A 15,140-nucleotide genomic window follows, 5' to 3' on the forward strand; every position below is an offset into this window, starting at 1 on the left:
GATGAAAAATGAAGCATTATATGCGGTTTTAATTGCATTCTTTTTAAATATTGTAATGAGCCCCTTTGTAATACCATTATTACAAAAATTAAAATTTGGGCAAAATGTAAGAACCGATGGACCTAATTCTCACCTTAAAAAGTCAGGGACCCCAACAATGGGTGGTATTATCATATTGGCTAGCCTTGTTTTAACAAGCTTATTATTTATCGTTAATAATAAAGAGGTTCAAACTATTTTATTTGTAACTTTAGGTTTTGGTATTATTGGATTTATAGATGACTATATTAAGGTTGTAAAAAAGCGTTCTTTAGGTTTAACAGCTATGCAAAAAATCATAGGACAATTGATTGTAACTTGTATTTTTGCTTATTTACTAGCGAATTATGTGGGGTTAGGCACTAGCATTATTCTACCATTCACAGGCGGAAGTGAGTGGGATATGGGTGTTTTATATTGGCCATTTTTAGTAGTAGGTGTACTGGGGCTAGTTAATGCAGTTAATTTAACAGATGGTTTAGATGGCTTAGCTTCAGGAGTAACTGTTTTAGTTGCTACTTATTTTGCAGCTATTGCATGGGGAATTCAAAGTAATGTCGTACCTATTGCAGCAGCGGCAGTAGGAAGTTTACTGGGCTTTTTATTATTCAATAGCTATCCTGCTAAAGTATTTATGGGGGATACAGGATCTCTTGCATTAGGTGGTTTTGTGGTTGCTACCGCTTTTGTTATGAAAATGCCGTTGTTTATTTTAATAGTAGGATTTATTTATGTAGTAGAAAATATTTCTGTTATTTTACAAGTGGCATATTTCAAAAAAACAAAAAAACGTTTGTTTAGAATGGCACCTATTCACCATCATTTTGAATTAGGAGGATGGCCAGAGACAAAGGTTGTAACAGTTTTTTCTGTTATTACTGCCATTATGTGTTTAATTGGGCTTATTGCCTTATAGGGAGGAAAGTAACGTGGAAATCATGGGAAAAAATGTTTTAGTAGTGGGTAATGCCAGAAGTGGTATTGGTGCTGCTAAGTTAGCACATCAAAAAGGTGCGACGGTTTGTATTTATGATGGTAAACCTTATGAATCATGGCAAGAAGAAGCTAAACAAACCATTAATGAGCTTAAATCACAAGGAATAATGTATACATTAGGAGAAATGCCTGATGTTAAAGCATTTGACCTTGTGGTGATGAGCCCAGGGATTTCTCCGGAGATTGAAGTAGTTCAGCTAGCTAAACAGCTAGGAAAAAAGATTACAGGAGAATTTGAATTTGCTTCATGGTACTGCAAGGCTCCCATTATTGCTATTACAGGAACAAATGGTAAAACAACGACAACCACTTTAGTAGGAGAAATTATGAAGAAATACAATCCGTCTACTTATGTGGTGGGAAACATAGGAAGGGCTTTTAGTGAAGAAGTGCTCCAAATACCTGAAAATGGCATTGTGGTAGCAGAAGTAAGCAGTTTTCAACTAGAAACAGCTGATACCTTCCATCCATTTATCAGTGCATTACTTAACATTACACCCGATCATTTAAATAGACATCATACAATGGAAAATTATTGTGCTTGTAAATATAATATTTTTAAAAATCAACCAGAGGAAGGATATAGTCTTTTAAACACTAAAGATTACTATTATGAAGAAGCAAAAAAACAGGTAAAAGCAAGGTGTATGAGTTTTTCTCTTCAAGAAATACCTGATTGTGGTGCGTATGTACAAGCTGGCACCTTATATGAAAATGTTCATGGAACGGCTCATGCAATTTGTAAAATAGAAGACTTGCATATTAAGGGCACTCATAATGTAGAAAATGCTTTAGCAGCTATAGCTATGGCTGCCGCCTTTGGTGTACCTGGAAATTTAATTAGAGAAGTATTAACAACATTTAAAGGTGTAGAGCACCGTACAGAATATGTATTGACAAAGAGGGGTGTAGATTTCTTTAATGATTCTAAAGCAACAAACACAGATGCAGCTATTGCAGGGCTAGTAGGTTTAAGTAGCTTAAACAAACCTATTCGTTTGATTGCTGGGGGAATGGATAAACAAACAAGTTTTAAAGACTGGATTAAACACTTTAACGGTTTAGTAGAGAAAGTTTATATTATTGGTGAAACAAAACAGCAAATTGTAAAGGAATGTCTAGAAGAAGGCTTTACACAGGTAGCTACTTTCGAAACTTTGGAGGACGCTATCAAAGCAGCTTATAATGATAGTAAGGCGAATGAATGTATCCTCCTATCGCCAGCATGTGCAAGTTGGGATATGTTTGAAAGCTATGAAAAAAGAGGAGAGCTCTTTAAAGAAACTGTAATGCAATTGGAAGGGTGAGATGATGGAAACAATTAGGTCAACTAACCTTACTAAAAGAAGAAAAAGGCAAGAACAAAGTACACCAGATTTTGTGTTAATGGCTATTATTTTAATCATTGTAGCTTTTGGTGTTGTAATGGTGTATAGTGCGAGCTTCAATTATTGTACAGGCAAAGGGTGGGCACCTACTAAATTAGCTATTAAACAGCTTGGATTGGGGGCTGTAGGGATCATAGCGATGTTATGGATTAGCTTTAAGTTTGATTATCATATCTGTACAAATCGTAATTTAGTACGCCTTTTTTACTGGGGAAGTATTCTCTTGGCAGCTAGTGTAAAGGTGATTGGTATTGAAGCTAATGGTGCAAAACGTTGGATTCAAATAGGAGGTATACAAATCCAACCATCTGAGTTTGTTAAATTAGCAGTTGTCCTTATGCTGACTTCCTTTATTATTAGAAATAAGAGGGATATGAATCGGCCCATTAACATATTAAAGGGCTGGTTACTTGTACTTATTCCAACAGGTGTAGTAGTTGTATTAGGAACAAATCTAAGCTCTGGACTCGTTATTGGTGGTATTGGAGCAGTTATTATGTTTTCTTGTACAGGCAAGGTGAGATACTATTTATTATTGATAGCATTAGGTGTGGGGCTGATTTTTGGTGTGCGTTACTTGGCTTCTGTAACACCAAAAGGTGAAGATCCTAATTTCCCTATTATCAATAAAATCTTACCAGGCTATCGTTTGGATAGAATTAGAGTATGGGAAGATCCTTGGACAGATCCTACGGAAGATGGGTATCAACCGATACAAGCATTATTAGCAGTAGGATCCGGGGGGTTATTTGGAGTAGGCCTAGGTTCAGGTGTACAAAAGTTAGGCTTTTTACCGGAACCCTATAATGATATTATTTTTGCTGTTATTTGTGAAGAATTAGGGTTAGTGGGGGCACTTCTCTTAATGTTAGGTTATGCTGTTATTGTTATACGAGGAATGGCTATAGCCATGCGGGCACCAGATTTTTCTGGTTCTTTAATGGCAATTGGGATTACTAGTATGATTGGGATTCAAGCAATTATTAATGTAGCTGTTAATACGAATACATTGCCTACTACAGGTATGCAGTTACCACTTGTAAGTTATGGAGGGACAGCTTTAGTAGTACTTTTAGCAACATTGGGACTTCTACTTAATATTTCTAGAAGTGCCGATATTGAAAAGCTGCAAAAGTAATAAGTCACATATTTCTACTTCTTGGAATAATATGGTTTTATAGAAGCTTACCTATTTCAGGAGGTGCTCTTAAATGAGTAAGTATGTTATTCATGGAGGTAAGCGTCTAGAAGGTGAACTGTGTATAGATGGCAGTAAAAATGCAGTTCTTCCTATTATTGCAGCGACTTTACTAAGTGGGAATATAACTTATCTTCAACATTGTCCTAGGATATTAGATGTGGAGATCATGATAGAAATATTGAAGCAATTAGGTTGTAAAGTAGAATGGGAACAAGAGAACTTGATGATTCATACAAGTACTTTGCAGAACTGTGACATTAGTGAAGAATTAGTCAAAAAAATGCGTTCGTCCATTATTTTACTAGGAGCCCTAATAGGAAGATGCGGGGAAGCCCGTATTAGTCAACCAGGTGGTTGTCAGTTAGGTGCAAGACCTATTGATTTACATCTTAGTGCATTAAAGCAAATGGGAGTTCATATTACAGAGCAGCAAGATACAATTATTTGTAAAAGTTCAAACCTTCACGGCGCTGAGATTTCTCTTGCTTTACCGAGTGTAGGAGCTACAGAAAATATTATGTTAGCTGCTACGCTTGCACAAGGCAATACGACGATTTATAATGCAGCTAAAGAACCAGAAATTGTTGATTTACAAGATTTTCTTGTGGCTTGTGGTGCCAATATTACTGGAGCTGGGACAGAAATGATTAAGATTCAAGGGGTAAAAAAATTAGGTGGTGTTAACTACCGTGTTATTCCAGATCGTATCATAGCAGGTACGTATTTGGTGGCGGCAGCGATCACCAGAGGAAATATTACCCTAAAAGACATACGCATTGAACATTTAGATACAATTATTAAAAAGTTAGAGGAAGTAGGGTGCCATATTAAGGTGAGCAGTAAAGAAGTAAGTTTAATGGCACCTACTCATTTAAAGGGTATAGAATTAATCACTGAGCCTTATCCAGGTTATCCGACAGATATGCAATCGCAAATGATGGCACTCCTTTGTACTTGTGAGTCGCCAAGTAGAATTAAAGAAAATTTATTTGAAGCACGTTTTAAACCAGCTTATGAATTAATGAAGATGGGTGCTAAAATTCATGTGGAAGACAATGAGGCTTATATTATGCCTACACATTTGATGGGAGCAAAGGTTAATGCTACTGATTTAAGAGGAGGGGCTGCGCTTGTTTTAGCGGGCCTAGCTGCAGAAGGTTATAGCATTGTAAATCAAATCCACTATATCAAAAGAGGCTATCAAAATATAGTAACTGATTTAAGCTCTCTAGGTGCACAGATACAAGAGAAGGAGTAGTTACAGTTGAAAAAGGAACAACAAAAGAAGAAAAGAAAACTGTATATAGGCATCATAATAGGGCTAATATTGCTCCTATTTTTTATGATGCCTATTTTTTATATTAATGAGATACAAGTTAAGAACAATCATTTCTATACAGCTGAAGATATTATACAAACAGCAGGTATTCAAAAAAAGCATTTTTTTGATTTATCTTTTAATGAAGCAAAGAAGCAGCTCTTAGAATTGCCATATATAAAAGAGGTAAAACTTAATTATATTTTTCCTGGTAAATTGGAAATAGATGTTGTAGAAAAGTCACCATTTGCATATGTTGAGTTTTCGGGAAATTATATTTGTTTAAATGAAAATGGACAGGTTATTGAGCAAAGTCCTAAAATGTATCATGAACTTCCGATTATTCAGGGATTAAAGTTTGAAAGTTTCAAAATAGGAGAAGTACTACCTATCCAGAATAATGAAGAGTGGCTTTGTGCAACAGAAGTTATACGTTATCTAGAAAAGCATCAGTATATAAAAGAAGTGAGTAAAATTGATGTATACAACCTAGAAGAAATTCACTTGTATGTTGATAAGTTAAATGTTATAATGGGTGATATAAGTGATTTTGACAAAAAAATCGAAGTACTTATCAAGGTTCATGCAGAGTATAATATGGGTATTTTAGATTTAAGCACTTTTGCAAAAAGAGGTGAAGCTTTTTTAAATCCCATTACATAGAAAAGATAAGGCTAAAAATAAATAAAGATACTTCAGATAAAGGGGGAGACTACTTTGCTCGAAATATGGGAAAATGAATTACAAGGTGCTCAAATAAAAGTTATTGGTGTAGGTGGTGGCGGTAATAACGCTGTAGATAGAATGATTGAAAAAGGTCTTGAAGGTGTTGAATTTATTACTGTTAATACAGATCATCAAGCACTGGCTAGATCAGGTGCACCAGCCAAAATTCAGATTGGTGAAAAAATGACACGTGGACTTGGAGCAGGCGCTAATCCAGAAATTGGTACAAAATCAGCAGAGGAAAGTCGTGAGGAGATACTAACAGCTATTAAAGGCGCAGATATGTTATTTATCACAGCCGGAATGGGCGGTGGTACAGGTACAGGTGCAGCACCAGTTATTGCGAGTATTGCAAAAGAAGAAGGTATTTTAACAGTTGGTGTAGTGACTAAGCCATTTAGTTTTGAAGGTCGCAAAAGAATGATTAATGCAGAGAAAGGTATTGCAGAGCTTAAGCAAAATGTAGATACTTTAGTTGTTATTCCAAATGATAAAATTTTACAAGTTATTGATAAGAAGACAACGATGGTGGATGCATTCAGTAAAGCTGATGATGTATTACAACAAGGTGTACAGGGGATTACAGATTTAATTTCAAACCCAGGTATTATTAATCTTGATTTTGCAGACGTACGTACAATTATGAATAATAAAGGTGTAGCCCATATGGGTATTGGACGCGCAACAGGCGAAAATCGTGCAGAAGAAGCTGTTAAATATGCAATTAGTAGTCCTTTACTAGATACAAGCATTGATGGTGCACGTTGTGTACTTGTTAATATGTGTGGTGGTGAGTCTTTAGGACTGATGGAAGCTAATGTAGGTATGGGGCTTATTAGAGAAGCTGTTGATCCAGATGCTGAAATTATTTTTGGTACATCTATTAATGAAAATCTTGGTGAAGAAATTATTATTACAGTTATTGCTACAGACTTTCAAAATCATGATGTAAGTCTTAATACATTCAAACCAGTTCAAGCAACAAAAGAAGAAACGCCAGTACAAACGCAAAAAGCAACTACAGCTCATGTAGAGGAAACAAAGTTTACACCGATTAAAGATATTCAAGTGGAAATTCCTCAATTCTTAAGAAGAAATCGATAAAAACATTCAAAAAAGATACGATATTGTCGTATCTTTTTTTTTATTCACTCTAGAGTTTTTACAAAATTTGTAAGCCTTATCCTTTAAAATGAGAATGTCTAAGGAAAAAGCTATAGATGAGGTGTACATATGTATGTTGTTTACATGGATGTTTTATTTTGTATTAATTTTATTATGGATACAATTATATTCTGGATTGTGTCCATGCTTATTAATCAGCCTGTTAAGGTAAAAAGGATGATAGCAGGAGGCCTATTTGCAGCTATTTTGTACTGTATGTTAATCGTAGTCCCGTTTTTGCAGTATGTACCTTATAGCATTTATTCATTTTTTATTCCTGTTTTTCCTATTCTTTATATTTTTAGACCTATTCATATCAAACAATTGTTTATATATTATTTATTATCAATGTTAGTAGCTGCATTGTTAGGAGGAACTACTTTTAGTTTATGGTATATGTTGGGCTATGATAGTAGAGCTATTAGTGAACTCAATATATTCATGCTTATAGGTATAGGCGTAACAATGGGTTTCACTTTTTATACATCTTTTTATTATATAAGAAGGCGTTTTATTTTACCTACTTTTGAATATCAACTTCAATTCATTCAAAAAGATAGGAAAGTTATGTTAAGGGCATTACTAGATACAGGAAACTGTTTATACACACCAATTACGCATCGACCGGTTATCGTAGTTGAATATGATATGGTTAAAGGGCTTTTCACAGAAGAAGAGCAGAAGTTTTTCGAAAGGTTTTCAGATCATTTAGTAGAGTTAGAGCAACTTGATGATAATATAATTAAACATCTTATTCCGTTTAATAGTATAGGGTGTGAATCCGGTATGATTTTAGGCGTAGAAATTGATGAAATGATTCTTGAAAAAATGTCTACACAAAGGCATTTTAATAAATGCATTATTGGCATAGCACAAATGCCTCTTTTCAATGATCATAGTTATAAAGCACTATTACATCCAGAATATATTATAGGGGAGGTTGGATAATGACTAGGTATATTAATAGTATATTAAAAAAGGTTAAGAAGAAATGGAGGGAGCTGTGGTATAGCTTTTTGCTAAGGAGGAAAAAAGCAGTTCATTATATTGGTGGAAGTGAGGTGTTACCACCACCTTTATCGCGAGATGAAGAAGAAATTCTTATTCAAAAGCTAATAGAATTTGCAGAGCAAGAAGAAGAGATTAAAGCGATTAAAACAACTTTAATTGAGCGAAATTTGCGCCTAGTTGTGTACATTGCCAGAAAGTTTGAAAATACAGGTATTTATATGGAGGATTTAATTTCAATAGGAACAATTGGTCTTATTAAATCCATTAATACCTTTAAGCCTTGCAAAAAAATTAAGTTGGCAACTTATGCTTCTAGATGTATTGAAAATGAGATTTTAATGTTTTTAAGGCGTACCAATAAGCTTAAAACAGAAGTATCAATCGATGAACCTTTAAATGTAGATTGGGATGGGAATGAGTTACTCCTTTCTGATATATTAGGAACAGAACCTGATATTATTTATCGGAATATTGAAGAAGAAGTTGATAAAAAGTTACTTAAACAAGCATTACTTAAGTTAACGGATCGTGAAAGGGAGATTGTTGAATTAAGATTTGGATTTACGCCTCAAGGAAAAGAAAAGACACAAAAAGAAGTGGCTGATCTATTGGGAATATCTCAATCTTATATTTCAAGACTAGAAAAGAAAATTATATTAAGATTAAAAAAGGAAATTAATAGAATGAGTTAAAAGAGAGTATATTTCTAACGTTAATGGAGAACATATTTATTGACTTTACCTATGCTTAAATAGTATTCCTAGGAGGCAATAGATATGGCTATAAATAAAGTAGAAATATGCGGAGTTAATACAGCTAAGTTACCCATTTTGACAAACGAGCAAAAAGAAACACTTTTTAAGCTTATTGAACAAGGAGATAATAAAGCGAGGGAAGAATATATTAGGGGTAATTTAAGGCTTGTACTAAGTGTTATTCAACGATTTAATAATCGTGGTGAACATGTAGATGATTTATTTCAAGTAGGGTGTATAGGCCTTATTAAGGCTATTGATAATTTTGATGTTACGCAAAATGTAAGGTTTTCTACTTATGCAGTACCTATGATTATTGGGGAGATTAGACGTTACTTAAGAGATAATAATGCCATTAGAGTAAGTCGTTCTCTAAGAGACACAGCTTATAAAGCCCTTCAAACAAAGGAACAATTAACACGAAAAAATGCTAAGGAGCCTACAGTTCAAGAAATTGCAGATGAATTAGGTATAAAAAAAGAAGATATTGTATTTGCATTAGATGCTATTCAAGATCCTATTTCCCTTTTTGAACCAGTTTATCATGATGAAAGTGATACACTTTATATTATGGATCAAGTAAGTGATGATAAAAATCAAGATGACATATGGTTAGAGAATATTGCATTAAAAGAAGCAATGAAACGTATTAATGATAGAGAAAAGCAAATTTTGATGCTGAGATTTTTCGCGGGTAAAACACAAATGGAGGTAGCTAATGAAATTGGTATTTCTCAAGCACAGGTTTCTAGATTAGAAAAAACGGCCCTTAAACATATGAAGAAATATATTTAAGGGAAGGGGATTAGTAGGCTACGTATAGTAGATATGAAACATAAAAATCTAATCTAAGGCTGAGTTATCTATGTGATGTCAAATGATATAGGAAAAAGGTACAATTAATAAATTAATTGTACCTGAATGAGGAAAGATAATAGGGGGTTTAGCAAGCATCCAGAATATGCTATTCTTTAGAGAAAGTAAAAGAGATAGGTGAAGAATGTTTAAAAGTAAGTGAGTATTGACTTTTATTTTCGTATTGTGATAATCTTGTCATATATATAAAAGGGGGAGTCAACATCATGAAGTGTCCATATTGTGGGTATAGTACCTCTAAGGTATTAAACTCTAGACCTGTTAATGAAAATGATTCTATTAGAAGAAGGAGACAGTGTGAAAGCTGCAACAAGCGTTTTACTACATATGAAAAAATAGAATCCATTCCTCTAGTTGTGATTAAGCGTGATAAGAGTAGAGAAGTATTTGAAAGAGATAAGTTGTTTAAAGGAATACTTCGTTCTTGTAATAAAAGAAATATCTCTATTGAGCAAATTGAGGATTTAGTAGATACCATTGAAAATCAGATTTGTAATGGTGAAAAAAAAGAAGTCTCTTCTACTGAAATCGGTGAAATGACAATGCAAGCTTTAAAAAATCTAGATGAGGTATCTTATATTCGATTTGCATCTGTTTATAAACAATTTGTTTGTATTGATGAATTTATTACAGAATTAGAAAATATAAAAAAGTTAAAAAGATAAAGGGTTATTATAGGTTTAATAACTCTTTTTTTATGCCCAAAAGTGTCGGTCTAGTAAGCGATATTGAAGCGCTTCAGCAATATGAGTTGAGGTAATTTGAGTTACCTCTTCTAAATCAGCAAGGGTACGTGAAAGACGCAAAATTTTATCATAAGCACGGATACTGGCTTTGGTTTGAGAGAACCACTGATTTAACAAAGTTTCTCCCTCGGATGTAAGTGCACAAAAACGCTTAATCAGTGAAGGAGGAATTTGACTATTATAATCAAAAGGATAGTCTTGGTAACGAATAGTTTGTTGTTTATGGGCTAACATTACTTTTTTTGCCATTTCTTTTGAGGAAAGAGGTAGAGTGTCTTTAAATTCGCTAATAGAAGGTACATGGGTTTCTAAATGAATGTCAATACGGTCAATAAGAGGACCTGATAATTTAGATAAGTATTTTTTTATACTAGATAAGCTACAACTACATTTTTGTGTATCTGGATAGTAACCACAAGGACAAGGGTTCGTTGAAGCAAGGAATAGAAAGTTAGCAGGGTAGGTAAGGGTCAACTGGGCACGAGAAAGAACGATGCGATGTTCTTCTATAGGTTGGCGTAGCAAATCTAATGTGTGCCTATTAAATTCTAAGAGTTCATCTAGAAAAAGAATACCTAAATGAGCAAGGCTCATTTCACCTGGTTTGGGATGAGCACCTCCACCCGTTAAACCTAATGGAGAGATGGTATGATGGGGAGAACGAAAAGGACGATTCTTTATAATTTCACAGTCTGCTAGGAGATGTGCAACACTATAAATCTTCGTGACTTCTATACATTCCTTTTCGGTTAAAGGAGGAAGAATAGTAGGAAGTCTTTTGGCAAGCATAGTTTTGCCAGAACCAGGAGCGCCAATTAAAAGAGTATTATGATAACCAGCTGCAGCAATCATAAGACCTCTTTTGGCTGCTTCTTGACCTCTGACATCAGCAAAATCTATAGAGTGAGTTAACTCTGGTAAATGAGAAGATTGTTTGCTACATAAAGGTAAATGAAGGTTGCCTTTTACAGAGTCAACCACTTCATTTAGATGTCTAGCTAGTTTAATAATGGTGCTAGGAACTAAACTTCCTTCAGGTTCATTTCCTATAGGAATAATACATTCATCAGATTGATTTACTTCACATAATAAGGGTAATAATCCTCTAACACTACGTAGTGTACCATCTAAAGCAAGTTCACCTATAAAATATTTGTGTTCTAAGTTTGTTGGTGAGAATTCTCCTAAACAACATAATAAACCTAAGGCAATAGGAAGGTCATACAAGCTTCCTTCTTTTTTGATGTCAGCTGGTGCTAAATTAACGGTGATATGACAGATAGGAAATTTATAGCCACTATTTTTTAGAGCACTTTTAACCCGTTCCTTGGCTTCTTTGACTGCGGAGTCAGGGAGACCAACAATATCAAATCCTGGAAGACCATCATGTAGGTCAATTTCTACTTCTATCGGTAAGGCATCTATACCATTTAATGAGTAACTGTTTAATTTACAGAACATTAGGGTATCCTTTCTTTAATCAAAGAGATTTATTGGAGTATAGACAAAAAATTAAAATAATAAACTTAATTATTCGAAAATTTAATAATGGACAAAGTGGTGATTTTATGAGTAAAATATATAGTATCTGGTTTCATGAAATAGGATTACCAGAAGTGATTAAGAAGGAATTAGTGACATGTTTTCAGTCTTTTGAGTCTATTTATAAGGCGTCTCAGGAGGAATACATGTGTAAAGGATGGCAAGGAGAAATTGTTCAGCGTATTAAAAAGTCTCCTTTATTTACAGATGTATTAGAAGAGCGAATAAAGCGTTATGAAAGCAATCAAGTAAAATTAGTAGATTATTTGGATGAAGGATATCCGGAATATTTAAGGTATATCCCAGATTCACCTATGTTGCTCTATATAAAAGGTAATGATCAGCTGTTGAATTCACCTACTATTGGAATAGTAGGATCTCGTAATTGTTCAGAGTATGGTTACAGTGTAACGGTTCAATTAGCACAGGAGCTTGCAGGAGGGGGTATAACGGTTATAAGCGGTATGGCTATGGGAGTTGATGCAGCAGCTCATTATGGTGCTTTAAAGAGTGGTATGACCATTGCTGTATTAGGAAATGGATTAAATATATGTTATCCAGCTTGTAATCAAAGAATATATGAAGAGATCTTAAGCAAAGGGTGCATTATTTCTGAATATGATTTGGATCATGAACCTAGACCTTATCAATTTCCAAAACGAAATCGTATTATTAGCGGTATGTCTATGTGTGTGGTGGTAACAGAAGCTAATATAAGAAGCGGCTCTTTAATTACAGCGCAGTTAGCTCTAGATTACGGTAGAGACGTATGTGCTATACCAGGTAATATTACTAGAAAATTAAGTTTAGGAACCAATGAACTTATTAAAAAAGGTGCTAAGTGTGTTACCGGTGTAGAAGATGTAATAGAAGAACTTCCTTTTGATTTAAGAATAAAATACGAAGAAATAAAGAAAAATAAAACTAAAAAGCATTATGAACTTGCACAAGAGGAAAGGATAGTATATGCTTATGTAAGTCAGGAACCAATTTTTTTAAATGAATTAGTAAATAGCACACAGCTTTCCTATAAAAGTATTTATAAAGGTTTATTACAATTAGAAATAAAAGGGCTTATAAAGAGATTACCAGGGGAAAGATATGTACGTGTTTAATGAGGAGGCAAATATGGCTGATAATTTAGTAATTGTGGAGTCAGCAGCTAAAGTAAATACAATTAGCCGTTTTCTAGGCAAAAACTATAAAGTAGAAGCATCAATTGGACATGTAAGAGACTTACCTAAAAGTCAATTAGGTGTAGATACAGCAAATAATTATGAACCTAAGTATATTACCATAAGGGGTAAAGGGGAACTATTACAGAAATTAAGAAAAGATGTTAAAAATGCTAAATGTGTTTACCTTGCGACTGACCCTGACCGTGAAGGTGAAGCCATTTCATGGCATCTATATCATGCGCTTAAATTGCAGGAGAAAAAAGTATGTCGTATTACTTTTAATGAAATTACAGAACAGGCTGTTAAAGAAGCCATTAAGCACCCAAGAGATATTAACACAGATTTAGTAGATGCCCAACAAGCAAGACGTGTTTTAGATCGTTTAGTAGGATATGAGATTAGTCCTATTCTATGGAAGAAAGTACGTAAAGGTTTAAGTGCTGGACGTGTGCAGTCAGTGACTTTAAGATTAATTAGCGATCGTGATAAACAAATCAGAGAATTTGTTGAAGAAGAGTACTGGAGCATTACGGCTAATTTACAACAGGGTAAGGGTAAAACATTTGAAGCAAAATTAGATACTTATAAAAATGAAAAATGTGACATTAATAATGAAGAAGAAGCAAAGAAAATAGTTAAAGCTTGTAAAAAAGGTCATTTTCAAGTTGTAAGTAGTAAAAAAGGTACAAGAGTTAAAAATACTGTATTGCCATTTACAACAAGTACTTTACAACAAGAGGCAGCAAAACATTTAGGATTTTCCACCCAAAAGACCATGAATATTGCACAGCAACTCTATGAAGGCATTAAAGTAGGAAAAAAAGAGGTGGGTGTTGTTACTTATATCCGTACAGATTCTATTAGAATAGCAGACAAAGCTAAAGAAGAGGCGACTACTTATATTACACAAAAGTATGGAGAACAGTATTTAGGTGCTAAAAAGCAAATAGAGAAAGCTAAAAAGGCACATATTCAAGATGCCCATGAAGCAATTAGACCGACTTATATGGAATATGAGCCAAATGAAATCAAAGAGTATTTATCGAGAGATCAATTTAGATTATATCAACTTATATGGAACCGCTTTGTGGCAAGTCAGATGGCTCCTGCACAATATGAAACTTATTCGATTAGAGTTCAAAATGGAGATTATGAGTTTAAAGCTTCTTATTCAATAGAGTTATTTGATGGTTTTATTAAGGTTTATAATTTAGGTGAAGAAAAAGCTAAGAAGGAAGCAAAATTCCAGGTGGAAGAAGGGGAACAATTAGTTTGTGGTAGTATTATTCCTAACCAACACTTTACACAACCACCTGCTCATTTTTCAGAAGCTACACTAGTAAAAACACTTGAAGAAAATGGTGTTGGAAGACCTAGTACTTATGCGCCAACTATAACAACTCTTCTTGCTCGTGGCTATATTGTAAAAGAAAACAAAATATTGTATATGACAGAACTTGGTGAAGTTGTTAATCAAATTATGAAAGAATATTTTGATGAAGTAGTAGATGTAGATTTCACTGCTAATATGGAAAGAATTTTAGATGAAATTGCATCAGGTAACGTAGAATGGAAGGAAATTATCAAATCTTTTTATCCTCATTTTCATCATACAGTAGAATATGCGGAATCTCAGATAGAGAATATCGATTTAACAGAACATACAGATATTCCTTGTGAAAAATGTGGCACCCATATGGTAGTACGTTACGGAAAATACGGTAAGTTTTTAGGATGTCCTAATTTTCCGGAATGTAATGGTACTAAACCATGGTATGAAGAGACTGGAATCAGTTGTCCAGAGTGTAATGGCAAGATTTTGATGAAGAAAACTAAAAAAGGTCGTAGCTATTATGGATGTGAACATAATGGTGAAGGATGTGAGTTTATGTCATGGGATAAACCAACAGGAGAGAAGTGTCCAATATGTGGAGAAGCACTGATTGAAAAAGGAAATAGTAAAAATAAAAAGATAGTGTGCCGCAATTCAAAATGTAACTACGGTAAACAAAATAAGCATTAGTTTACAATTTGTTAAATATTTTTAGTATTAATGTTTACAAATGTATATTGAGTTTTTTGTCAAATCATGTTAAGATTTGTTTGTACAAGACAAAGTTGTAATACAACTTTGTCTTTTTAAATGATAAAGTGTATATTTTAAAATTTTTAGAACATACTAAAGTATATAAAACCTTTA

At 33.8% G+C, this 15,140-nt stretch carries 13 protein-coding genes; 12 read left to right on the top strand and 1 reads right to left on the bottom strand.

What is annotated here, in order from left to right; genetic code table 11:
- Position 1 precedes the first annotated feature (1 nt).
- From mraY to nrdR, 10 genes are all read left to right on the top strand, one after another.
- Positions 2-955 (top strand): phospho-N-acetylmuramoyl-pentapeptide-transferase, encoded by a 954-nt coding sequence (gene mraY, locus QTL86_RS05615; protein ID WP_013657334.1) that lies wholly within the window; start codon positions 2-4, stop codon positions 953-955.
- Positions 956-977: 22 nt separating this feature from the next.
- Complete coding sequence (murD, locus tag QTL86_RS05620; protein WP_410497293.1) at positions 978-2,342, top strand: UDP-N-acetylmuramoyl-L-alanine--D-glutamate ligase; 1,365 nt, start codon at positions 978-980, stop codon at positions 2,340-2,342.
- Between the two features lie 4 nt (positions 2,343-2,346).
- Positions 2,347-3,561, top strand: a complete 1,215-nt coding sequence (locus QTL86_RS05625) for an FtsW/RodA/SpoVE family cell cycle protein (RefSeq protein ID WP_127066826.1) — start codon at positions 2,347-2,349, stop codon at positions 3,559-3,561.
- 73 nt (positions 3,562-3,634) lie between these two features.
- Positions 3,635-4,882 carry a UDP-N-acetylglucosamine 1-carboxyvinyltransferase gene (gene murA, locus QTL86_RS05630; protein WP_127066825.1) on the top strand — a complete coding sequence of 416 codons (1,248 nt, stop codon included), beginning with the start codon at positions 3,635-3,637 and terminating at the stop codon, positions 4,880-4,882.
- Positions 4,883-4,888: 6 nt separating this feature from the next.
- On the top strand, positions 4,889-5,605 hold the full coding sequence (locus QTL86_RS05635; protein ID WP_127066824.1) for a cell division protein FtsQ/DivIB: 717 nt from the start codon (positions 4,889-4,891) through the stop codon (positions 5,603-5,605).
- Positions 5,606-5,659: 54 nt separating this feature from the next.
- The gene (ftsZ, locus tag QTL86_RS05640) at positions 5,660-6,772 is read left to right on the top strand and encodes a cell division protein FtsZ (RefSeq protein ID WP_013657329.1); all 1,113 of its coding nucleotides are present in this window, start codon (positions 5,660-5,662) and stop codon (positions 6,770-6,772) included.
- Between the two features lie 129 nt (positions 6,773-6,901).
- Complete coding sequence (locus tag QTL86_RS05645; protein ID WP_410496735.1) at positions 6,902-7,780, top strand: sigma-E processing peptidase SpoIIGA; 879 nt, start codon at positions 6,902-6,904, stop codon at positions 7,778-7,780.
- Positions 7,780-8,535, top strand: a complete 756-nt coding sequence (gene sigE / locus QTL86_RS05650) for an RNA polymerase sporulation sigma factor SigE (RefSeq protein ID WP_410496736.1) — start codon at positions 7,780-7,782, stop codon at positions 8,533-8,535. Before QTL86_RS05645 ends, sigE begins: the two co-directional genes overlap by 1 nt.
- An 84-nt stretch (positions 8,536-8,619) precedes the next feature.
- The gene (sigG, locus tag QTL86_RS05655; protein WP_127066822.1) at positions 8,620-9,393 is read left to right on the top strand and encodes an RNA polymerase sporulation sigma factor SigG; all 774 of its coding nucleotides are present in this window, start codon (positions 8,620-8,622) and stop codon (positions 9,391-9,393) included.
- A gap of 287 nt (positions 9,394-9,680) precedes the next feature.
- A complete protein-coding gene (gene nrdR, locus QTL86_RS05660; RefSeq protein ID WP_013657325.1) occupies positions 9,681-10,139 on the top strand; it encodes a transcriptional regulator NrdR in 459 nt (152 codons plus the stop codon).
- Positions 10,140-10,169: 30 nt separating this feature from the next.
- On the opposite strand, the gene QTL86_RS05665 is transcribed toward nrdR, so the two are convergent.
- Entirely contained in the window at positions 10,170-11,681 is a 1,512-nt protein-coding gene (locus tag QTL86_RS05665; RefSeq protein ID WP_410496737.1) for a YifB family Mg chelatase-like AAA ATPase, read from the bottom strand.
- 107 nt (positions 11,682-11,788) lie between these two features.
- On the opposite strand from QTL86_RS05665, the gene dprA reads away from it, so the two are divergent.
- Positions 11,789-12,877 (top strand): DNA-processing protein DprA, encoded by a 1,089-nt coding sequence (gene dprA, locus QTL86_RS05670; protein WP_190283336.1) that lies wholly within the window; start codon positions 11,789-11,791, stop codon positions 12,875-12,877.
- A gap of 13 nt (positions 12,878-12,890) precedes the next feature.
- Positions 12,891-14,963 carry a type I DNA topoisomerase gene (gene topA, locus QTL86_RS05675; protein ID WP_127066819.1) on the top strand — a complete coding sequence of 691 codons (2,073 nt, stop codon included), beginning with the start codon at positions 12,891-12,893 and terminating at the stop codon, positions 14,961-14,963.
- Positions 14,964-15,140: the final 177 nt, after the last annotated feature.

This window comes from Cellulosilyticum sp. ST5 (assembly GCF_046529625.1).
Classification (GTDB): domain Bacteria; phylum Bacillota; class Clostridia; order Lachnospirales; family Cellulosilyticaceae; genus Cellulosilyticum; species Cellulosilyticum lentocellum.

Excerpts from the sequence above, each read along its gene's own strand:
- murD (WP_410497293.1), top strand. The coding sequence starts at position 978 with ATGGGAAAAAATGTTTTAGTAGTGGGTAATGCCAGAAGTGGTATTGGT.
- QTL86_RS05625 (WP_127066826.1), top strand. The coding sequence starts at position 2,347 with ATGGAAACAATTAGGTCAACTAACCTTACTAAAAGAAGAAAAAGGCAA.
- topA (WP_127066819.1), top strand. The coding sequence starts at position 12,891 with ATGGCTGATAATTTAGTAATTGTGGAGTCAGCAGCTAAAGTAAATACA.
- QTL86_RS05665 (WP_410496737.1), bottom strand. The coding sequence starts at position 11,681 with ATGTTCTGTAAATTAAACAGTTACTCATTAAATGGTATAGATGCCTTA.
- murA (WP_127066825.1), top strand. The coding sequence starts at position 3,635 with ATGAGTAAGTATGTTATTCATGGAGGTAAGCGTCTAGAAGGTGAACTG.
- sigE (WP_410496736.1), top strand. The coding sequence starts at position 7,780 with ATGACTAGGTATATTAATAGTATATTAAAAAAGGTTAAGAAGAAATGG.
- nrdR (WP_013657325.1), top strand. The coding sequence starts at position 9,681 with ATGAAGTGTCCATATTGTGGGTATAGTACCTCTAAGGTATTAAACTCT.
- sigG (WP_127066822.1), top strand. The coding sequence starts at position 8,620 with ATGGCTATAAATAAAGTAGAAATATGCGGAGTTAATACAGCTAAGTTA.
- QTL86_RS05645 (WP_410496735.1), top strand. The coding sequence starts at position 6,902 with ATGTATGTTGTTTACATGGATGTTTTATTTTGTATTAATTTTATTATG.
- mraY (WP_013657334.1), top strand. The coding sequence starts at position 2 with ATGAAAAATGAAGCATTATATGCGGTTTTAATTGCATTCTTTTTAAAT.
- dprA (WP_190283336.1), top strand. The coding sequence starts at position 11,789 with ATGAGTAAAATATATAGTATCTGGTTTCATGAAATAGGATTACCAGAA.